This is a genomic window from Thauera sp. (genome assembly GCF_034003485.1).
Taxonomy (GTDB): Bacteria; Pseudomonadota; Gammaproteobacteria; order Burkholderiales; family Rhodocyclaceae; genus Thauera.
The window spans coordinates 35,735-57,050 of sequence record NZ_JAVEYL010000007.1; the positions used below are offsets into that span (position 1 = coordinate 35,735).

Sequence of the window (21,316 nt, forward strand, 5' to 3'; positions counted from 1 at the left end):
GGGTGGTCTCGAAGAGGTTACGGTCGTTCAGGCGTTGCAGTCGCGGGCAAGCCCGCGAACTTCATGCGCTCAAATCTTGCACAGCCGCTCGCACGCGGCGGCCAGCGTGCTTTCGTTCTTGGCAAAGCAGAAGCGGATCACGCGCTCGTCGCGGCCGTCGGCGAAGAACGCGGACACCGGGATCGCCGCCACGCCGACCTTGCGCGTCAGGTGCTCGCAGAACGCCGCGTCGCCCAGGTCCGAGACTGTGCCGTAGCGCGCAAGCTGGAAGTAGGTGCCGCGCGCGGGCAGCAGTTCGAAGCGCGAGCCGGCCATCGCATCGCGGAAGAAGTCGCGCTTGCCCTGGTAGAAAGCCGCCAGCGCGAGGTGGCGCGAGGCGTCGGCCATGTAGTCGGCGAGTGCGAGCTGCACCGGCGTGTTCACCGTGAACACGTTGAACTGATGCACCTTGCGAAACTCCGCCATCAGCTCGCGCGGCGCCAGGATGTAGCCGACCTTCCAGCCCGTGATGTGGTAGGTCTTGCCGAAGCTCGACACCACGAAGCTGCGCGCGGCGAGCTCCGGGTGCGCGGCGCAGCTCGCATGCGCGGCGCCGTCGAACACGATGTGCTCATAGACCTCGTCGGCCACCACCACGATGCCGGTGCCGCGTGTGAGCGCCGCCAGGCGCTCGAGGTCGTCCCGCGTCCATACCGTGGCCGTGGGATTGTGCGGGGTGTTGATCATGATCATGCGCGTGCGCGGCCCGATCGCTGCCGCCACCGCGTCCCAGTCCGGACGATAGTCGGGCGCGCTCAGGCGCATGCGCACCACCTTGCCGCCGGCCAGCTCGATCGCCGGCCCATAGGAGTCGTATACCGGCTCGAACACGATCACCTCGTCGCCCGGATGCACGCAGGCGGTGACAGCGGTGAACAGCGCCTGGGTGGCGCCGGCGGTCACGGTGATCTCGTGCTCGACGTCGTAGCGCGCGCCGTACAGCGCCTCGACCTTGGTGGCGATCGCTGCGCGCAGCGGCAGACAGCCCGCCATCGGCGCGTACTGATTGTGGCCGGCGCGCATCCAGTGCGCGACGCGCTCGAACAGCTCGTCGTCGGCGTTGAAGTCGGGAAAGCCCTGCGACAGGTTGATCGCGCCGCACTCCTGCGCCAGCCGCGACATCACGGTGAAGATGGTGGTGCCCACGTTCGGCAGGCGGGACTCGATGGGGGCGGGAAAGCTCGGCATGGGGGCAGCGGTCCGGGGCAAGGTCTGAGAGAGGGCAAGCGCCACATTGTCGCAAAGCTGGCGGGGCGCGGGCGAGTGATCGCTGCAAGCCCGCTCCCACGGAGCCCAAGCGGCCGCATGGTAGAATCCGGGCGTTTTCGACACCCGCTGGCGCAGCTTCTGCGTCGCCCCCTACCGTGCGCAATCTGCTCATCGTCATCCTGGTTTTCATCGGCATCTGGTGGGCGCGCGGCGCGCTGCGGCGCTTCAAGGCGCAGAACGCCCTGCGCCGCAAGGAAGCCGGCAAGCCGGTGACGGCCGAACGCATGCTCGAATGCCGCCACTGCGGCCTGATCGTGCCCGAATCCGAGGGCGTCAGCGCCGACGGTGACTTCTACTGTTGCGATGCCCATCGCCGTGCCGGCCAGCGCGCGGACTGACCTGCGCGCCAGCTCGTTCGCCGAGGGCGACCGCGCGCGCCGCGTATCGCTGCGCTACCTCAACTTCTTCCGGCTGGTCCTCGCCGGGCTGTTTCTCGTCGCCGGCCACGAACTCGGCCTCGGCAGCGAAGCGCCGCGCATCTATCACGCCGTCGCCTTCGCCTACCTCGGCGCGGTGCTGGCGCTCGGCTTCCCCGACGCGGTGCGGCGCTTCGGTTTCGAGCGCACCGTCGCGCTGCAGGTGGTGGTCGATGTACTCGCGCTGTCGCTGATCATGTGGGTCAGCGGCGGTTACCGCAGCGGCATCCCGGCGCTGATCATGGTGATGCTCGCCGGTGCGGGACTGATTGCCGAAGGGCGCATGGTGCTGTTCACCGCCGCGCTCGCCACGATCGCGGTGCTCATCGAGAACACCTGGCGCTACGTCGGTGGCAAACAGTCGGTGGATTTTCTGCAGGTGGGCATCTTCTGTGCGGGCTTCTTCGGCATCGCCCTGGTGGCGCGCCTGCTCGCGCTGCGTGCCAAGGCCAACGCCTCGCTCGCTGCCGAACGCGGCGTCGCGCTCGCCAAGCAGCAAGCGGTCAATGAACACATCATTCGCGACATGCGCGACGGGGTCATCGTCGTCGATGCAGGTGGCCACATCCTGCATGCCAACCTGCAGGCGGTGGATCTGCTCGGCTTGACGCACTCGCGGGTCGACGGGCTGGAGGGCCTTGCGCTCAAGGACCTCGACGAAGCTTTCGAGCCAATGCTGCAGCCCGGTGCAGCGCCCGGCGTGGCCCCCGAGGGCCGGCTGCTGCGCATCGGGCCCGGTGGGCGCCTGCTGCGCTGCCGTGCGGTCGCCGGCGAGCCGGGCAGCGCCGCCGCCGGCGACACGCTGCTCTACCTCACCGACTTCGACGAGATCCAGCGCCAGTTGCAGCAGATCAAGCTCGCCGCGCTCGGCCGCCTCACCGCCAGCATGGCGCACGAGATCCGCAACCCGCTGTCGGCCGTCACCCAGGCCGCCGAGCTGCTGCGCGACGAAAAGCGCAGCGAGATGCAGGGCCGGCTGGTGCGCATCATCAACGACAACGCCCAGCGCATCGAACGCATGATCCGCGACGTGCTCGCGCTCGGCCGGCGCGAGCAGGCCATGCCCGAAGCGCTGCCGCTGGCGGCCTTCGTCGGCGAGGTCATCGATGGCCGCGCCTTTCGTGCGCCGGCCGAGCTGCCCCTGTATGCGGTTGAAATCGACCCGGCGCTCACACTCGCCATCGACCGCGCCCACCTGCATCAGATCCTCGACAACCTGCTCGCCAATGCCGCGCGTTATTGTTCCGGCCAGCCCGGCGCCATCCGCCTGTGGGCCGAAGTGCTGCCCGCCGAGCGCATCGCACTGCACGTGCAGGACGACGGCCCCGGTTTCGGCGACGCCATCCGCGCGCATCTGTTCGAGCCTTTCTTCACCACTCACCCCAAGGGCACCGGGCTTGGCCTCTACATCGCCCGCGAACTGGCCGAGGCCAACGACGCCGACCTCGAGCTCGCCAACGGTGGCCCCGGCGCCCATCTGGTGCTCAGCGCCCACACACGTCCATGACCTACGTCGAACGCCGCAGCCGTCCCCGATCCACCGATGTCCTCGTCGTCGATGACGAAGACGACATCCGCGAACTGCTCGAACTGTCGCTGATGCGCATGGGGCTCGCCTGCGACACCGCCGGCACGCTGCAGGCGGCGCGCGAGCTGCTTGCCCAGCGCCGCTACCGCCTGTGCCTCACCGACATGCGCCTGCCCGATGGTGACGGCCTGGAGCTGGTCGAGCACATCCAGACCAGCCAGCCCGGGCTGCCGGTGGCCGTCATCACCGCCTTCGGCAGCATCGAGACCGCCATCCGGGCGCTCAAGCTCGGTGCCTTCGACTTCGTCACCAAGCCTGTCGAGCTCAAGGCGCTGCGCGAGCTCGTCAGCCACGCGCTCAAGCTCAAGGGCGCCGAAGAGCATGCCGGCGCCGCACCCGCCGGCACGCGCGCCCTCATCGGCCATTCGCCCGCCTTCGTGCAACTTCGCAGCCAGGCCGAAAAGCTCGCGCGCAACCAGGCGCCGGTGTTCATCCATGGCGAATCGGGTACCGGCAAGGAAGTCATCGCACGCTACATCCACAGCCTGGGCGCGCGCGCGGCCGGGCCCTTCGTGCCGGTCAACTGCGGCGCGATCTCGGCCGAGCTGATGGAGAGCGAGTTCTTCGGCCACCGCAAGGGCAGCTTCACCGGCGCCGGCGCCGACAAGGAAGGCCTGTTCCAGGCGGCCAACGGCGGCACCTTGTTCCTCGACGAGATCGGCGAGCTGCCGCTGGCCATGCAGGTCAAGCTGCTGCGCGCGATCCAGGAGCGCGCGGTGCGCCCGGTCGGCGCCCACGCCGAAGAGGCGGTGGATGTGCGCCTGCTGTCGGCTTCGCACCAGGACCTCGGCCGGCTCGTCGCCGAGGGGCGCTTCCGTCAGGATCTGTTCTTCCGCATCAACGTCATCACCCTGCGCGTGCCGCCGCTGCGCGAGCGCCGCGAGGACATCGCCGATCTCGCCACCCACATTCTGGCGCGCCTGGCCGCACGCGAGGGCGGCGCGCTTCACCGGCTGTCCGCCGATGCGCTGCAGGCGCTCCAGCGCTATGCCTTCCCGGGAAACGTGCGCGAACTCGAGAACCTGCTCGAACGCGCCTGCGCGCTGTGTGAGGGCAGCGAGATTGGCGCTGCCGACATCGAGCTCTATCCCGAGCAGACCGCATCGGGCTGGCTCGCCGACGCCGCGCCGGGGGCCTACGGCGCGCACGACGATGCGCTGCACGACTCCGCGCTCGAGTCCCCGGTGGGCGCCAACGGGGGCGACGACGCGAGCGACGACGCCGAGCGCCTGCGCATCATCCGCGCGCTCGAACACACACGCTGGAACCGCTCCGCCGCCGCCCGCAACCTCGGCATGACCCTGCGCCAACTGCGCTACCGGCTGCAGAAGTGGGGGATGGAGTAAGACTGCGGCAATGGCTCCGTGAGCGGCGCTGTGGGAGCGGAGGTAACTCTCCTTCGTGATGAAAACGGCATTCGCCATGGCCCGATGCCAGGTGATTGAATAGAATGTCGGCATGAACCCGACCATCCTCCATCGCGGCGCCCGCAATGGCGTCACCGGCTCCTGTCATCAACTCTTCGTCGAGGGCGACAACGCCCTGCTCGTCGACTGCGGCCTGTTCCAGGGCACCGAGACCGCGCCCGACGGCAAGGCCGGCGCCGACCAGCTCGACATCGACTTCCCGGTCGCCGGCATCGGCGCGCTCATCCTCACCCACGTCCACATCGACCACTGCGGCCGCCTGCCCTGGCTGCTGGCCGCCGGCTTCAAGGGGCCGATCCTGTGTAGCGAGCCCTCCGCGCGGCTGCTGCCCACGGTGCTGGCCGACGCCTTCCAGGTCGGCGTGTCCCGCGACAAGGCCATGGTCGAGCGCTACCTCGACATGGTCGAACCGCGCATCCGCGCGCTGCCCTACGGCAAATGGCACACGGTGTACCGCAGCGCCGGCGCCACCTGTCGCATCCGCCTGCAGCGCGCCGGGCACATCCTCGGTTCAGCCTATGTGGAATGCGAACTCTCCGGCCCCGCCTGGCCTGAAAAGCGCCGCGTCATCTTCTCCGGTGACCTCGGTGCGCCGCATGCGCCCTTGCTGCCGGCGCCGCGTTCGCCGTGGCAGGCCGACGTGCTCGTGCTCGAGACCACCTACGGCGACCGCAATCACGAAGACCGCCGCAACCGGCGCAAGCGCCTGCAGGCCGTGGTCGAACGCGCGCTCGAGGATGGCGGCACGGTGATCATCCCGGCCTTCAGCATCGGCCGCACGCAGGAGCTGCTGTACGAATTCGAGGACATCCTCCACACCCAGCGCCAACGCCCCGGCAAGCACGCCGACAAGTGGGGCCAACTCAGGATCTTCCTCGACTCGCCGCTCGCCCAGCGCTTCACCGAGCTCTATCGCGAGCTCCAGCCCTTCTGGGACGCCGAGGCCCGCGCTCGCGTGCGCGCCGGACGTCAGCCGCTCGCCTACGAGCAGCTCGTCGCCATCGACACCCACGACCGCCACCTCGCCAACGTGCAGCGCCTTGCGCGCAGCCGCGAGCCGGCCATCGTCATCGCCGCCAGCGGCATGTGCGCCGGGGGCAGGGTGGTCAATTACCTCAAGGCCATGCTCGGCGATCCGCGCCACGACGTGCTCTTCGTCGGCTACCAGGCGCGCGGCACGCCCGGACACGCCATCCAGACCTATGGTCCGCGCGGCGGCTACGTGGATATCGACGACGAGCGCATCGAGATCCGCGCCGGCGTGCATTCGATGTCCGGCTATTCGGCCCACGCCGACCAGGAAGACCTCACCCGCTTCGTCACCCGCATGCGCCATCTGCCGGGTGAAGTGCGCCTGGTGCATGGCGAAGACGACGTGCGCGCGGCCTTCGCGCGTCACCTGCAGGCGGCGACCGGCGGTAAGGTCAAGGTCGTGCCCTGATCGGGTGTGTTGCGGGCTGCGAGTTGCACGGCTGTATTCGCGGACAAGCCCGTTCCCACAGGCAGTTGCTCCCACGGGGGCTTGCACTCGAATGTTGCAATGCGGAAAGATGCAGCCTTCTCACGCACCTGCAACAGAACCATAGGATGCTTGTGCGCTGCCGATCTGCGCCGGACTGGCCGTGGCTGTGCATTTGTTCCTGTGTGGTCTTTCGCGTATCTTCATAAGCTTCGTTGAAAGTGTCCGGTCTTCGGCGACCGACGTATCATTCGCGGTTCCGAGTAATTCGAGGGGATTTGTCATGGGCATCAACATGCGTCGCGCGTGGTCTGGAGTGGTTCGTTTTCTGATGCTGGGCACCGCCATCGGCGTGCTGACCGGCTGTGCTTCATCCTTCCCGTCGGCGCCGCCGGCAGCGGCCGATGCCGATTACAACTACGTCATCGGGCCGGGCGATGCGCTCAACATCGTCGTCTGGCGCAACCCCGAGCTTTCCATGTCGGTGCCGGTGCGCCCCGACGGCAAGATCACCACGCCGCTGGTCGAAGACCTGCCGGCGCTCGGCAAGGACGCCACCACGCTGGCGCGCGACATCGAGAAGGAACTCTCCAAGTTCATCCGCGAGCCGGTGGTCACCGTCATCGTCACCAACTTCTCCGGCCCCTACAGCGAACAGATCCGCGTGGTCGGCGAGGCGGCGCAGCCGCGCATCCTGCCCTACACGCAGAAGATGACGCTGCTCGACGTGATGATCGCGGTCGGCGGCCTCACCCAGTTCGCCGACGGCAACAGCGCCAGCATCCTGCGCACCGCCGAAGGCAACAAGCAGTACAGCGTCCGCATCAAGGACCTCATCAAGCGTGGCGACGTCTCCGCCAACGTCGAGATGCGTCCGGGCGACGTGCTCATCATTCCTCAGAGCTGGTTCTGATTTCTCGCTCCCGATTCACCCCTCGGGCAGGGCCGGTGCCGCGCAAGCGGGCGGGCCCGCCCGGAATCCTGCGAAGCTGATTCATGGAAGAACTCGTATCACAGATCACCGGTTACCTGCGCGGCATGTGGCGCTTCCGGTGGTGGGGGCTCGCGCTCGCCTGGATCGTCGGCATCGTCGCCGGCGTCGTGATCTACAAGATGCCGGACAAGTACGAGTCCAGTGCGCGCGTCTTCGTCGACACGCAGTCGGTGCTGCGTCCGCTGATGGCGGGCCTGGCCGTGCAGCCGAACGTAGACCAGCAGATCGCGATGCTCAGCCGCACGCTCATCAGCCGGCCCAACGTCGAACGGCTGATCACGATGGCCGACCTGGATCTGGGACTGAACACCCCAGCGGAGCGTGAGGCGCTGGTCACGCAGCTGTCCAAGGATCTGCGCATCGGCTCGGCGCAGCGCAGCAATCTGTTCACCCTGTCTTACGCAGACACCCGGCCCGAGCGCGCTCAGCGCGTCGTGCAGTCCTTGCTCTCGCTCTTCGTCGAATCCGGCCTGGGCAGCAAGCGTCAGGACGCAGATTCCGCGCGGCGCTTCATCGAAGAGCAGATTCGCAGCTATGAGCAGAGGCTCTCGGAGGCCGAGAACCGCGTGAAGGAGTTCCGCCTTCGCAACATGGGCTTGCTCGGGGATGGTGCTCAGGACTACGTGTCCCAGATCGCCTCCATGGCGGGGCAGCTCCAGCAGGCCCAGCTCGAGCTGCGTGAGGCGGAAAACGGTCGGGACTCCCTGCAACGTCAGCTCGTTGGAGAGGATCCCGTGCTGTTGCCGCAGACGCCCTCGGCGTCCTCGGTCTCCATTCCCGAGATCGATGGCCGCATCGACACGCTCAAGCGCAACCTCGACGAGCTCCTGCTGCGCTACACCGACAAGCACCCTGATGTACTCGGCACCCGGCGCCTCATTGAAGACCTCGAAGCTCAGAAGGTCGTGCAGATCCAGACCATGCAGGCCTCGGGCGGCAGTCAGTTCGGCGCCCTCGACTCCAACCCCGTCTACCAGCAGATGAAGCTTGCCCTGGTCCAGGCGGAATCGCGCGTGGCGTCGTTGCGCGTGCGTGTGGCTGAATACCAGTCCCGTGTCGAGCAGCTGCGCGAGCGGGTCCGCATGGTTCCGGAGATCGAGGCGGAACTGGCCCAGCTCAACCGCGACTACAGCGTCAACAAGAGCAACTACGATGCCCTGGTGGCGCGACGGGAGTCCGCCAGCATTGCGGTGGACATGAACACCCAGACCGGCGTGGCCGACTTCCGTGTCATCGATCCGCCCACGCTGGCCACCAAGCCCTCCGCGCCCAATCGCATGCTGCTGATCCCGCTTGCCGGGCTGGCCGGCTTGGCCGCCGGTTTTGCATTGACCTTCCTGATCAGCCAGCTCCGTCCGGCCTTCAGCGATCCACGCACGCTGCGCGAGATCACCGGATTGCCCGTACTCGGCACGGTTTCCATGCTGCGAACGCCCGAGCGCGCGGCGTCCAGACGGAGAGGGTTGCTTGCCTTCGGGCTTGGCCTGGCCGCCTACGCCGGTGCGTTTGCGGCGGCCGCAGTGGCCTTGCGGCTGATTCAGGGTTGAACGGGACGAAACGATGAGTCTTATTGAAAAAGCCGCACAGCGACTCGACCAGCTCAAGCAGGCCTCGGCCGAGCCCGGTGACGAACCTGCGCAAACCATACTGGCCCAGGCGCCCCTCAAGCCGAAGGCTGCAGAGGGCGTTGCCGCCGAGGCCAAGGACTTCTCCAAGTCGTCCGAGGTGCCGCTGTCCGTGCCGCAGACCCAGTCGGCCACGGTGTCGCGCACGGTGCACATCGATCTCGACATGCTGGCCAACAAGGGCATGGTCACGCCCGAGCAGCCGCGCTCCTCGATCGCGGAGGAATTCCGCGTCATCAAGCGGCCACTGCTGCGTAACGCCACCGACGTCGGCCCCGCGCGCATCGACAACGCCAACCTGATCATGGTCACCAGCGCCATGCCGGGTGAGGGCAAGACCTTCAGCGCCATCAATCTCGCCATCAGCATGGCGATGGAGCTCGACTACACGGTGCTGCTCGTCGATGCCGACGTGTCGCGCCCTTCGGTGTTCCGCCAGCTTGGCCTGCCGCCCGAGCGCGGCCTCATGGACGTGCTCGCGGGCGACGTCACCGACCTCAGCGACGTCCTGCTGCGCACCAACATCGAGAAGCTGTCGATCCTGCCCGCCGGCATGCCGCACCAGCGCGCCACCGAGTTGCTCGCGTCCGAGAACATGAACCGGCTGCTCAAGCAGATCGCCAGCCGCTACTCCGACCGCATCGTGGTGTTCGATTCGCCGCCCTTGCTCGTCACCACCGAATCGCGCGTGCTCGCCACGCACATGGGCCAGATCGTGCTGGTGGTCGAGTCCGAGCGCACCACCCACTCCTCGGTCAAGCAGGCCCTGGCCACCATCGAAAGCTGCCCGATCAAGCTGATGATGCTCAACAAGTCGCGTCACAGCGGGCCCGGGTCGTACTACGGATATGGATACGGATATGGCTATGGCGAAAAGCCGCGCGAAAACGCGGCCTGAGATTGGCGCCCCAGGTCTCGCCCTGATTTCCGCGCTCCTGCTGTCGCTCACCGCGGCAGCCGCGGCGCAGGCGCAGACCGTGCGCATCCAGCCCACGCTGGACACCCGCCTCACCTGGACCGACAACGTCGACACGGAAGAAGACGGCCAGCAGGACTGGATCGCCGAGATCTCACCGGGGCTGTCGATCAGCCGGGAGTCGGGACGCTTCAGCGGTGGCCTCAACATGCGCCTGCGCAACATCGCGCACGTCGAGCAGACCGAGGACAACACCACCTATCTGGCGCTGCAGGGCAGGGGCACGATCGAGGCGATCGAGGATGCCTTCTTCGTCGATCTCGGTGCCTCGATCAGCCGCGACAACCGCTCCGCCTTCAGTGGCCGTTTTGCAGGCGACGAGCTCGACACCGACAAGAACAACGAGACCCGGCTCTTCTCCGTCGGCCCACGCTTCGGTTTCCGCTTCGGCGAGAGCGGGCAGGGCAACATCGGCTACCAGCAGCGCTGGCTCACCGGCGGCAGCAATACCCTGGGTGACCGCGAAACCGGAACCTGGCGCGTTGGGGTCAGCGATCCGGTGGCACTGCGGCTGTTCGGTTGGGGTCTCGACTACACGCGCACGGATACGCAGTACGACGAAGGTGCCAACCGCGACGTGATGGAAGAAGTCGGCCGCGGCACGCTGTTCATCAACATCGACCCTCAGTTCAGGCTGCGCGCGATCGGTGGCTACGAGTCCAACGATTACTCATCGATCAGCGGTGAAAGCGGGGCGATCTGGGGGGCTGGCTTCGATTGGTACCCGACTGAACGCACGGCCATCTCGGCCACGGGCGAAGACCGCATCTTTGGCACTGGCTACGACGTCAGCCTTCAGCATCGGATGGCGCGCTCTGTGTGGAGTTTCTCGGCGACACGGGACATTTCGTCGCAACTTCAGGAGCTTGAGGAAGCTTACTTCCTGACTGAGGAGTATCAGAGCATCCTCAATGCGTTCAAGGGACTGGACCCCGATGGGTTGCTCAGTGACGAGGTGCTTCGGGAGCTCGCTCGACAGTATTACTTTGCAGGTGATCCTGGCTCCATTCGCACCAAGCGCCACTACGTATCCAGGGGAATCAATGCCGGCGTGAGCTTGGTTGGTGTGCGCAATACGGTCACTCTCAGCTTGAGCCAGACCGATCGGTCAGACCTCAGCGCCTTAGAGGGCACAGAGGAAGGCTCCGGCGACTTCGAGGGGCGTAACCGCGTCAAGACCCGTTCGGCGTCGCTCTCGCTCAGCCATCGACTCTCCGGACTCGCGAGCCTCACTGCCCGCGTGCTGCGCTCCAACTCCGAGGGCGATGGTGTGGGTGACGACGAGACGACCCGCACGCTCTACTCCCTCGGTGTCACCCGCAGCCTCAGTCCCGACACCAGCGGCAGCCTCACCTATCGCCACATCAAGTCCGACGGCGACGACAGCTACACCGAAAACGCCGTCACCGCCGTGCTCGGCATGCGGTTCTGATCGGAAACACGATGTACGAAACATTCTTCAAACTCAGCGGAAAGCCCTTCCAGCTCAACCCCGACCCGGCCTTCTTCTACGGTAGCCGCGGTCACCGGCGGGCGATGGCCTATCTCGAGTACGGCCTGCACCAGAGCGAAGGCTTCATCGTCATCACCGGCGAGATCGGCGCCGGCAAGACCACCATCGTGCGCAGCCTGCTCGAGCAGCTCGACCCCGAGCGCGTCGTCGCCGCCAACATCGTCAGTACCCAGATCGATGCCAGCGACGTGCTGCGCATGGTTGCAGCCGCCTTCGGCGTGCCCAGCCGCAACCTCGACAAGGCCGGCCTGCTGCTGGCGATCGAGACCTACCTCGTGTCGATCACGGCTGCGGGCAAGCGCGCGCTGCTGATCGTCGACGAAGCGCAGAACCTGGCCCCCGCGGCGGTCGAGGAGCTGCGCATGCTGTCCAACTTCCAGCTCGAAGACCACGCCCTGCTGCAAAGCTTCCTGGTCGGTCAGCCGGAATTTCGCGATATCATGCAGCGCCCCGAGATGCAGCAACTGCGCCAGCGCGTGATCGCCTCCTACCACCTCGGGCCGCTCGACGCCCAGGAAACCCAGGGCTACATCGAGCATCGCCTCGCGCACGTCGGCTGGGCAAACGACCCCAGCTTCGAGCCCGGCGCCTTCAGCGTCATCTACGGCTACTCGGGCGGTATTCCGCGCCGCATCAACACCTTGTGCGACCGCCTCATGCTCGGTGCCTACCTCGGCGAGCGCCACGTCATCGGCGAGAACGACGTGCGCGAAGTCATCGAGGAACTGAAAGAAGAGTTCGCCTCGGCGCGCGCGCGCCCGGTGCACACGCCGCACTTTGCGGCGGCCGCCAATGCCACGGAAGCGGGCATGGCGCTGCAGCTCGACGCGCTCGCGCTCGACCGCCTGCGCGCCTCGCCCGAACTCGCCGAGCACGCCGCGGGTCTGGCGGGCAACTACGACCTGCAGCGCATCGAGGCGCGGCTCGCCGGCCTCGAGCACTCGGTTTCCGCCACGCTCAGCGTGCTCTCCCAATTGCTGCAGGCGGTGCGCCGCGACACACCGGCAACGGACAAGTCCGAATGAACACCAGCGCAAACAAGCCCGCCCCGGTCATCTGCATCGTCGGTGCCCGCCCCAACTACATGAAGGTCGCGCCCATCATCCGCGCCTTCGCCGCGCACAACCCGCCGATCCCGACGCTGCTGGTGCACACCGGCCAGCACTACGACCCGGCGATGAAGGACCGCCTGTTCGCCGACCTCGCGCTGCCCGAACCCGACGTCAACCTCGCCGTCGGCTCCGGCTCCCACGCGGTGCAGACCGCCGAGGTCATGAAGCGCTTCGAGCCGGTCATCGACGAACATGGCGCCAGCGCGGTGCTGGTGGTGGGTGACGTCAACTCCACGCTCGCCTGCGCGCTGGTTGCGAGCAAGCGTCACATCCCGGTGGTACATGTGGAATCCGGCCTGCGCAGCAACGATCGGCGCATGCCCGAAGAGATCAACCGCATTCTCACCGACCAGATTTCCGACGTGCTCTACACCACCGAGCGCTCCGCTCACGACAACCTGGCGCGCGAAGGCATCGCCCCCGAGCGCGCCGTCTTCGTCGGCAACGTCATGATCGACAGCCTGCGCGCCAGCCTGCCCAAGGCCGTGCCCGCCGAGGTGCTGCTCGCCAACGCCGGCCTGGACGCCAGCCGCATCGCCGGCGGCTATGGCGTGGTCACCCTGCACCGGCCGTCCAACGTCGACCACGCCGACGTGCTCGGCCCGATCATCGACGCCCTGCGCACGGTCAGCCAGCGCCTGCCGCTCGTCTTCGCCCTGCACCCGCGCACGCGCAACAACCTCGAGCAGTTCGGCATGCTCGGCCGGCTCGACGCGCCCGGCTTCCTGATCCTGCCGCCGCAGGGCTACCTCGAGATGCTCGGCCTCATGTCGGGCGCGCGCATGGTGCTCACCGACTCCGGCGGCATCCAGGAAGAAACGACCGCGCTCGGCGTGCCCTGCATCACCATCCGCGAAAACACCGAGCGCCCGATCACCGTGGAGCAGGGCACCAACACCCTGGTCGGCATCGACCCGCAGGCCATTGTCGGCGCGGCCCGCCGCGTGCTCGACACCGGCGGCAAGGCCGGCCGCATCCCGGAGTACTGGGACGGCCGCTGCGCCGAACGCATCGCCGCCCACCTGCACGACTGGCTGCTACGTGACCACGCCGGCCCGCCTGCCGAGAGCTGACATGAACGCCCGCCTGCCCAGCACCCGCATCACCAACGCCTTCACCTGCGACGTCGAAGACTACTTCCAGGTCTCCGCGCTGGCGCCGCACTTTCCGCGCGACCAGTGGGACGCCGTGCCCTGCCGCATCGAGCGCAACGTCGATCGTGTGCTCGAGCTGCTCGACGGCCACGGTGCGCGCGGCACCTTCTTCACCCTGGGCTGGATCGCCGAGCGCTTCCCGCAGCTCGTGCGCCGCATCGCCGATGGCGGCCACGAGGTTGCCAGCCACGGCTACGGCCACCAGCGCGCCAGCGACCTGACGCCGGCCGCTTTCAGCGCCGACATCCGCCTGGCCAAGGCCATCCTCGAAGACATCACCGGCCAGGACGTCACCGGCTACCGCGCGCCCAGCTTCTCGATCAGCAAGGCCAACCTGTGGGCGCACGACTGCATTGCCGAGGCCGGTTACGCCTACAGTTCCAGCGTCTATCCGGTCAAGCACGACCACTATGGCATTCCCGATGCCCCACGCTTTGCGTGGCGGCTGCCCAATGGCCTCGTCGAGGTGCCGATCACCACGCTCAACATGCTCGGCCGCAACTGGCCTGCGGGCGGCGGCGGCTTCTTCCGGCTGCTGCCCTACGCGGTGTCGCGCTGGCAGATTGCCCGTGTCAACGCCGACGACAAGCGCCCGGCGATCTTCTACTTTCACCCATGGGAAATTGATCCAGATCAACCGCGCGTGACGGATGCCACTGTCAAAACCAAGTTCAGGCATTACATTAATCTCAAACGCACCCAGGCTCGGCTCGACCGCCTGTTGTCCGATTTCTCCTGGGGGCGCGCGGACGAGGTGTTCCGCCACGCCACCTGAACTAGAAGAAACAGGATGAACCGCATGGACCGCTTGCCGATTCACGTCAGTATGCTCACTAGCCAGAATCGCGAGCGTTGGGACGAGTTTGTGCAGCGCTGCCCGCAGGCCACGTTCTTTCACCTTTCGGCGTGGCAGGACATCCTGGAACAGGTCTTCGACCACCGCACCTTCTATCTGTATGCCGAGCGGGCCGGTGACATCGTGGCCGTGCTGCCGATGGCGGAAGTGCGCAGCCGCCTATTCGGTCACGCGCTCATCTCGCAGCCGTTCTGTGTCTATGGCGGCATCGCCGCCGATGTCGATGCCGGCGCCGACGTGCTGCACGAGCTCGAATCCAAGGCCGAGACCGTCGCCCGTGCGCTGGGCGTCACCCACCTCGAATACCGCAATCTGAAACTGCGCCACGAAGACTGGCCGCGGCAAGATCTTTACGTCACCTTCCGCAAGGAAATCCTCCCCGACGTCGAGGCCAACATGCTCGCCATCCCGCGCAAGCAGCGCGCCATGGTGCGCAAGGGCATCAAGAACGGGCTGGTCAGCGTGGTCGACGACGACGTCGAGCGCTTCTTCGCCCTCTACGCCGACAACGTGCTGCGCCACGGCACGCCGGCGCTGTCGAAGAAGTTCTTCCAGCGCCTCAAGGACACCTTCGGCGACGCCTGCGAGGTGCTCACCGTCACCACGCCCGAAGGCAAGCCGCTCTCCAGCGTGCTCAGCTTCTACTTCCGCGACGAAGTGCTGCCTTACTACGCCGGCGACGACATGGCCGCGCGCGACCTCGCCGCCAACGACTTCAAGTACTGGGAGCTGATGCGACGCGCCTGCGAGCGCGGCTGCAAGGTCTTCGACTACGGCCGCAGCAAGGTCGGCACCGGCCCCTACAGCTTCAAGAAGAACTGGGGCTTCGAGCCGCAGCCGCTGTCCTACGAATACCGCCTCTTCAAGTGCGACAGCATCCCGCAGAACAACCCGATGAACCCCAAGTACCGCGCCTTCATCGCCCTGTGGAAGCGCCTGCCCATCGGCGTGGCCAACCGGCTGGGGCCGCACATCGTGCGTAGCCTGGGGTAGGGCGTTCGCTCGTGGTCTCCACGTATCCCATGGGAGCGGGCTTGCCCGCGAACGGCGGCCGGTCAGCCCCTGCAAGCCAACGCAGTCGCGGGCAAGCCCGCCCCCACTGATCAGCCATGCCTGCTTCCAGAACCTTTCCTCTCATAGCGCTTGCGCTTTCCCTCACCTTCCTCTGGGTCGTGGGCTGGTACTGGCATACCGCGAGCGAGATCGCCGGCATCTGGTGGCGGTCCGATACCTTTGCCCACGGCCTCGTTGTGCTGCCGGCCTTCGCCTGGCTGGTCTGGCGTGCGCGTGATCGCATCGGCGAACTGCAACCGCAGCCTGTGGGCTGGATGGCGCTGGCGGTGCTCGCAGCCGGCCTGCTCTGGCTGCTCGGTGGCATGGTCAGCGTGGCCGCGGCCCAGCACTTCGCGCTCTTCGCGATGCTGGTGTCGGCGTTTGTCGGGGTGCTTGGCTGGCGCTTGAGTCGTGTGCTGCTCTTTCCGCTGGCGTTCCTGTTCTTCGGTGTGCCCATCGGTGACTTCATGTTGCCGACGCTCATGCACTACACCGCCGAGTTCACCGTGTGGGCGCTGCGCCTGTCGGGCGTGCCGGTCTATCAGGAAGGTCTGCACTTCGTCGTGCCCAATGGCCGTTGGTCGGTAGTCGAAGCCTGCAGTGGCGTGCGCTACCTGATCGCTTCGCTCTTTGTCGGCGCGCTTTACGCTTATCTCAACTACGTCAGCCTCAAGCGCCGGCTGCTGTTCATGGTCGTCGCGCTCGTCATGCCCGTCCTGGCTAACTGGGTACGCGCCTATTTCATCGTGATGCTGGGGTATCACTCGGGCAACAAGATTGCCGTCGGCGTGGATCACATCCTTTATGGCTGGGTATTCTTCGGCGTCGTCATCTTCTTGATGTTCTGGATCGGGGGACGCTGGCATGAGGCTCCCGCAAGCGGCCGCGTTCTGGCGGCGGCAGAGCAGGGCGCGAGTCCGGCGCGCGCGCGCTGGCTCGGGGCATTGCCGGTTGTGCTCGCGGTCGTGCTTTTTCCGCCCGTGTTCAAGGTGCTCGATGCGCCGATTGAAGATTTCCCTGTAACGCTGGTCGCACCCGCGCCTGCATCAGGCTGGCATGCCACGGAACAGCAGTCGCTCGAATATCGGCCGGTCTATTTCGGCGCGCGCGCCGAGACAACCCAGACCTACATGGCCGAGGGCGACACAAGCGTGGTTGGGCTACATGCGGCGTGGTACTACGGCCAGCGTGATGGCAGCGAAATGATCGGCTGGCGCAACGGACCCGCCCCCGCATCCCGCGAGGGCTTTAGCCTTGTCCGGACGGCACGGACGCTCAGCGTCGGGCGTCAAGTCGTGCGCGAGAACCTCGTGTTCACCCCTCAAGGGCGCGTGCTGACCTGGCATTGGTACCGCATCAATGGCCGCCCCGTGGTGGGAGATGCAGAGGCCAAGCTGCGGCTGGCGGCCGACCGGCTCTTTGGTCAGGCCGACGAGTCCGCTGCCGTTGTGCTGTTTACGCCGGTTGTCCCGGACGAAGACATTGCGCGAGCGCGCCTCGAGACTTTCCTGTCCAGCCATCTGGCTGCCATCGAGCAGGCGGTGGAGGCGCCGGCCCGGAGCATCCCGCAGTGAGCGGCGAGCTTCGCGCATCGTCGCGCGACGACCGCCCGCTGATCCTCCACCTGCTCTACAGCTTTGATGTGGGCGGCCTGGAGAACGGTGTCGTCAATCTCATCAACCACATGCCGGCCGACCGCTTTCGCCACGCCGTGGTCGCGCTCGCGCACTGCGCGCCCGCCTTTTGCGAGCGCGTTGCTCGCACCGACGTCGAGTTCATCTCACTGCACAAGCCGCCCGGGCACGGCATCAAGCTTTACCCGCGGCTCTACCGCCTGTTCCGTCGCATGCGCCCAGCGATCCTGCACACGCGCAACCTGGCAGCGCTGGAATTTACCGTGCCCGCACTGTTCGCAGGCGTGCCGGCACGCGTGCATGGCGAGCATGGCTGGGACACCTCCGACCCCGGCGGCACACAGCGCAAATACCAGTTGCTGCGCCGCGCCTACAGCCCCTTCGTGCAGCGCTACGTGGCGTTGTCCGGGCAGATCGAGTCCTACCTCACCGAGCGTGTCGGCATCGCTGCGAACCGTGTCGAACGCATCTGCAACGGCGTCGACACGCTGCGCTTCCAGCCCGCGTCGGCGCGGCAGGCGGTGGCTGGCAGCCCCTTCGACGACCCACACGCCGTCATCGTCGGCACCGTCGGCCGGCTGCAGACGGTAAAGGACCAGCTCAACCTGGTGCGCGCTGTCGCCATCGCGCGCGCGCAGGGCGAGGCCGGCGCGCGACTGCGCCTCGTCATCGCCGGCGACGGCCCGCAGCGCGCCGAGGTCGAGGCCGAGATCGCCGCCACCGGCATCGGCGACATCACCTGGCTGGCCGGTGCGCGCAGTGACGTGCCCGAGCTCATGCGCGCGCTCGACATCTTTGCGCTGCCGTCCCGTGCCGAAGGCATCTCCAACACCATCCTCGAAGCCATGGCCAGCGGCCTACCGGTAGTCGCCACCGACGTCGGCGGCAACGCCGAGCTCGTGGCTGCGGGCGAGACCGGCGCGCTCGTGCCCGCGCAGAACCCCGACGCCATGGCCCACGCCTTACTGCGCTACACTTCAGATGCTGCGTTGCGGCAAAATCATGGTGCCGCCGGCCGCAAGCGGGTCGAGCAAAATTTCAGCATCGACAACATGGTGGCGCGCTATACCAATCTTTATGAGCAATCGCTTCACCGTGGGAACAGTCCTCGTGGGAGCGGGCTTGCCCGCGAATACAGCGACTAAGACCCTATTCGCGGGCAAGCCCGCTCCCACGAAAACCCGCTCCAACGGAAGCGACACACTTACAGGACCCTGAACCATGTGCGGCATCGCCGGCCTCTTCGACACCCGCGGCAAACGCGACTTCGACCGTGCCCTCATGCAGCGCATGAACGACGTCCAGCACCACCGCGGCCCGGACGAAGGGGGCTACCACTTCGAGCCCGGCGTTGCGCTTGCCCACCGCCGGCTTTCGATCATCGACCTCGCCACCGGCCAGCAGCCGCTGTTCAACGAGGACGGCTCGGTGGCCGTGGTGTTCAACGGCGAGATCTACAACTTTCAGGAACTGGTCCCCGAGCTCGAAGCCCTGGGCCATGTCTTCCACACCCGCAGCGACACCGAGGTCATCGTCCACGCTTGGGAAGCCTGGGGCGAGGACTGTGTTCAGCGCTTTCGCGGCATGTTTGCCTTTGCCCTGCACGACCGCAACCGCGACACCCTGTTCATGGCGCGCGACCGCCTCGCGGTCAAGCCGATGTTCTACGCGCTGCTGGCCGACGGCACGCTGGCCTTCGGTTCCGAACTCAAGGTGCTGATGCAGCACCCCGACCTCGATCGCCGCATCGATCCGCTCGGCGTCGAGGAATACTTCGCCCTCGGCTACGTCGCCGAGCCGCGCACCATCTTCCTCGGCGCCAAAAAGCTCGGCCCCGGTGAATCGCTGTGCATCCGCCGCGGCCAGCCCATCCCCGCGCCCAGGCAGTACTGGGACGTGCGCTTCACCCTCGACAACAACATCTCCCTGATTGAGGCCACTGCCGAGCTCACCGAGCGCCTGCGCGAATCCGTGCGCCTGCGCATGATCTCCGAGGTGCCGCTAGGCGCCTTCCTGTCCGGCGGGGTCGATTCCAGTGCCGTTGTCGCCACCATGGCCGGCCTCAGCGACGAGCCGGTCAACACCTGCTCCATCGCCTTCGACGACCCCAAGTTCAACGAGTCCGAATTCGCGCAGAAGGTCGCCGACCGCTACCGCACCAATCACTTCGTCGAGACGGTCAAGTCTGACGACTTCGACCTCATCGACACCCTGGCCGCGCTCTACGACGAGCCATACGCCGACAGTTCCGCCATCCCCACCTACCGGGTGTGCCAGCTCGCGCGCAAGCACGTCACCGTGGCGCTGTCGGGCGACGGCGGGGACGAGAGCTTCGGCGGCTACCGGCGCTACCGCATGCACCTGATGGAAGAGAAGATGCGCGCCGCGCTGCCCATGGGCGTGCGCCGGCCGCTTTTCAGCCTGCTCGGTCGCGTCTACCCCAAGGCCGACTGGGCGCCGCGCGTGTTTCGCGCCAAGACCACCTTCCAGGCCATGGCGCGCGACGCCACCGAAGCCTACTTCCACAGCGTGTCCATCCTGCGCGGCGACATGCGCCAGCAACTCTTCAGCGCCGACTTCCGCGCGAAGCTCGGCGGCTACGACGCGCTCGACGTCTTCCGCCGCCACGCCGGCCAGGCCAACACCGACGATCCGCTCGCGCTCATCCAGTACCTCGACCTCAAGACCTACCTGGTCGGCGACATCAACACCAAGGTCGACCGCGCCAGCATGGCTCACTCGCTCGAGGTGCGCGAGCCGCTGATGGATCACAAGCTGGTCGAATGGCTCGCCACGCTGCCCTCCGGCCTCAAGATCCAGGGCAGCGAAGGCAAGTACCTGTTCAAGAAGGCGATGGAACCCTTCCTCCCCGACGAGGTGCTCTACCGTCCGAAGATGGGCTTTTCTGTGCCGCTCGCGCGCTGGTTCCGCGGCCCGCTCAAGCAGCGCGTGCGTGACGCAGTGCTGGGCGAAACCCTCGCTGCCACCGGTATCTTCAACCGCGACTACCTGCAACACCTGGTTGACGCCCACCAGTCCGGCGCCCGCGACTACAGCTCGCCGCTCTGGACTCTGCTGATGTTCGAAGCCTTTGTTCGCAACAACGGATCAATGGGGTCAGGCTCGATTGATTCTGGCGTTGCATGTAACGTCGGCGCGGTCTATGCTTCGTAGCATGTAACGACGCAGAGAGTGGGGGATTAAATGGCTGCCAGTGTTTCGGAACGTGTTGGGCGCTACCGCACAAATCTGCGCGAGGCAGGCTTGCGCCCGGTACAGATCTGGGTGCCTGACACGCGCAAGGCGGGTTTTGCCGAGGAGTGCCGCAGGCAGTCGAGCTTGCTTAAGGATGATCCGCAGGAGCAGGAAGTGCTCGACTGGCTCGAGCGGGCTGCTGACACGGACGGCTGGGTGTGATGCGCGGCGCCCTGATTACCGTCGCCTTGCAGGGCGACTATGGCAAAGCCCGTCCCGCTGTGGTCATTCAGTCGGACTTGTTCGACGAGCACCCGTCGGTCACGCTCCTGCCGCTGACCAGTGATTTACGCGACACACCGCTGTTTCGCATCACCATCGAGCCGTCACCCGAAAATGGCCTGCGCCAGCGATCGCAGATCATGATCGACAAGATTCATACGGTACCCAGGGCCAAACTCGGTCCCAGCCTGGGCCGGCTGTCCGACGACGAGCAGATTGCCGTGAATCGTTCTTTGATGTTGTTTCTCGGACTGGCGTGAAGGAGAACTGAAATGACCCGACTTGAAGAAGTTGAGAAGCATGTAGAGGCCATGTCGCCCCAGGAGTTTGCAAGCTTTCGTGATTGGTTTGCGCGTTTTGAAGAGACGGTATGGGATGACAAATTCGAGCGTGATGCTTCGTCTGGAAAGTTGGACACCCTGGCGGGAGCCGCGTTGAATGCGCATCGTGCTGGTAAGAGCCGCGAACTGTGAGGCATTACGCGTCGGACGACTTCTGGGCGCGATTCGACGCCTTACCGGAGCATGTGCAGGAACTGGCGAGGCAGAATTTCGAGTTGCTGAAGCTCAATCCGTCTCACCCCTCACTGCATTTCAAGAAAGTCGGGAAATACCGCTTTGCTCGCGTTGGGCTCAAGTTTCGCGCTCTGGGCGTTGAGGTCGAAGACGGTGTTCTCTGGTTCTGGATCGGCAGCCATGCCGAGTACGACCGACTGCTGGCCTAA

At 66.4% G+C, this 21,316-nt stretch carries 20 protein-coding genes; 19 read left to right on the top strand and 1 reads right to left on the bottom strand.

Annotated features, from left to right (window positions below; genetic code table 11):
- Positions 1-69 precede the first annotated feature (69 nt).
- Entirely contained in the window at positions 70-1,227 is a 1,158-nt protein-coding gene (locus tag RBT54_RS05320) for a pyridoxal phosphate-dependent aminotransferase (RefSeq protein WP_320364873.1), read from the bottom strand.
- A 176-nt stretch (positions 1,228-1,403) separates the two neighbouring features.
- Between RBT54_RS05320 and RBT54_RS05325 the strand changes: the two genes are divergently transcribed.
- The 19 genes from RBT54_RS05325 (at position 1,404) to RBT54_RS05415 (ending at position 21,316) form a co-directional block, all read left to right on the top strand.
- Positions 1,404-1,646: a PP0621 family protein gene (locus tag RBT54_RS05325; RefSeq protein WP_320364878.1), complete on the top strand. Its 243-nt coding sequence runs from the start codon at positions 1,404-1,406 to the stop codon at positions 1,644-1,646.
- Positions 1,612-3,231 (top strand): sensor histidine kinase, encoded by a 1,620-nt coding sequence (locus RBT54_RS05330; RefSeq protein ID WP_320364880.1) that lies wholly within the window; start codon positions 1,612-1,614, stop codon positions 3,229-3,231. Before RBT54_RS05325 ends, RBT54_RS05330 begins: the two co-directional genes overlap by 35 nt.
- The gene (locus RBT54_RS05335; protein WP_320364882.1) at positions 3,228-4,658 is read left to right on the top strand and encodes a sigma-54 dependent transcriptional regulator; all 1,431 of its coding nucleotides are present in this window, start codon (positions 3,228-3,230) and stop codon (positions 4,656-4,658) included. Before RBT54_RS05330 ends, RBT54_RS05335 begins: the two co-directional genes overlap by 4 nt.
- Positions 4,659-4,770: 112 nt before the next feature.
- On the top strand, positions 4,771-6,180 hold the full coding sequence (locus RBT54_RS05340; protein ID WP_320364885.1) for an MBL fold metallo-hydrolase: 1,410 nt from the start codon (positions 4,771-4,773) through the stop codon (positions 6,178-6,180).
- A 349-nt stretch (positions 6,181-6,529) separates the two neighbouring features.
- Positions 6,530-7,111, top strand: coding sequence for an XrtA/PEP-CTERM system exopolysaccharide export protein (locus RBT54_RS05345; protein WP_320364887.1), 582 nt, complete (start codon positions 6,530-6,532; stop codon positions 7,109-7,111).
- Positions 7,112-7,194: 83 nt separating this feature from the next.
- Positions 7,195-8,739, top strand: a complete 1,545-nt coding sequence (locus RBT54_RS05350; RefSeq protein WP_320364889.1) for an XrtA system polysaccharide chain length determinant — start codon at positions 7,195-7,197, stop codon at positions 8,737-8,739.
- Positions 8,740-8,752: 13 nt separating this feature from the next.
- The gene (locus RBT54_RS05355; protein ID WP_320364891.1) at positions 8,753-9,715 is read left to right on the top strand and encodes an XrtA-associated tyrosine autokinase; all 963 of its coding nucleotides are present in this window, start codon (positions 8,753-8,755) and stop codon (positions 9,713-9,715) included.
- Positions 9,684-11,225 (top strand): TIGR03016 family PEP-CTERM system-associated outer membrane protein, encoded by a 1,542-nt coding sequence (locus tag RBT54_RS05360; RefSeq protein WP_320364893.1) that lies wholly within the window; start codon positions 9,684-9,686, stop codon positions 11,223-11,225. Before RBT54_RS05355 ends, RBT54_RS05360 begins: the two co-directional genes overlap by 32 nt.
- An 11-nt stretch (positions 11,226-11,236) precedes the next feature.
- The gene (locus RBT54_RS05365; RefSeq protein WP_320364895.1) at positions 11,237-12,331 is read left to right on the top strand and encodes an XrtA/PEP-CTERM system-associated ATPase; all 1,095 of its coding nucleotides are present in this window, start codon (positions 11,237-11,239) and stop codon (positions 12,329-12,331) included.
- The gene (gene wecB, locus RBT54_RS05370; protein WP_320364897.1) at positions 12,328-13,491 is read left to right on the top strand and encodes a non-hydrolyzing UDP-N-acetylglucosamine 2-epimerase; all 1,164 of its coding nucleotides are present in this window, start codon (positions 12,328-12,330) and stop codon (positions 13,489-13,491) included. The genes RBT54_RS05365 and wecB overlap by 4 nt, the downstream gene beginning before the upstream one ends.
- Before the next feature lies 1 nt (position 13,492).
- Positions 13,493-14,347 carry an XrtA system polysaccharide deacetylase gene (locus tag RBT54_RS05375; RefSeq protein ID WP_320364899.1) on the top strand — a complete coding sequence of 285 codons (855 nt, stop codon included), beginning with the start codon at positions 13,493-13,495 and terminating at the stop codon, positions 14,345-14,347.
- Between the two features lie 24 nt (positions 14,348-14,371).
- Positions 14,372-15,421 (top strand): FemAB family XrtA/PEP-CTERM system-associated protein, encoded by a 1,050-nt coding sequence (locus RBT54_RS05380; RefSeq protein WP_320365070.1) that lies wholly within the window; start codon positions 14,372-14,374, stop codon positions 15,419-15,421.
- A gap of 116 nt (positions 15,422-15,537) precedes the next feature.
- Positions 15,538-17,055: an exosortase A gene (gene xrtA / locus RBT54_RS05385; RefSeq protein WP_320364901.1), complete on the top strand. Its 1,518-nt coding sequence runs from the start codon at positions 15,538-15,540 to the stop codon at positions 17,053-17,055.
- Entirely contained in the window at positions 17,052-18,260 is a 1,209-nt protein-coding gene (locus tag RBT54_RS05390) for a TIGR03088 family PEP-CTERM/XrtA system glycosyltransferase (RefSeq protein ID WP_320364903.1), read from the top strand. Before xrtA ends, RBT54_RS05390 begins: the two co-directional genes overlap by 4 nt.
- 76 nt (positions 18,261-18,336) lie before the next feature.
- A complete protein-coding gene (locus tag RBT54_RS05395) occupies positions 18,337-20,289 on the top strand; it encodes an XrtA/PEP-CTERM system amidotransferase (protein ID WP_320364905.1) in 1,953 nt (650 codons plus the stop codon).
- A gap of 30 nt (positions 20,290-20,319) precedes the next feature.
- Positions 20,320-20,532: an antitoxin MazE family protein gene (locus RBT54_RS05400; RefSeq protein ID WP_320364907.1), complete on the top strand. Its 213-nt coding sequence runs from the start codon at positions 20,320-20,322 to the stop codon at positions 20,530-20,532.
- On the top strand, positions 20,532-20,852 hold the full coding sequence (locus tag RBT54_RS05405) for a type II toxin-antitoxin system PemK/MazF family toxin (protein ID WP_320364909.1): 321 nt from the start codon (positions 20,532-20,534) through the stop codon (positions 20,850-20,852). Before RBT54_RS05400 ends, RBT54_RS05405 begins: the two co-directional genes overlap by 1 nt.
- A gap of 12 nt (positions 20,853-20,864) precedes the next feature.
- Complete coding sequence (locus RBT54_RS05410; RefSeq protein WP_320364911.1) at positions 20,865-21,065, top strand: hypothetical protein; 201 nt, start codon at positions 20,865-20,867, stop codon at positions 21,063-21,065.
- Positions 21,062-21,316, top strand: a complete 255-nt coding sequence (locus tag RBT54_RS05415) for a hypothetical protein (RefSeq protein ID WP_320364913.1) — start codon at positions 21,062-21,064, stop codon at positions 21,314-21,316. Before RBT54_RS05410 ends, RBT54_RS05415 begins: the two co-directional genes overlap by 4 nt.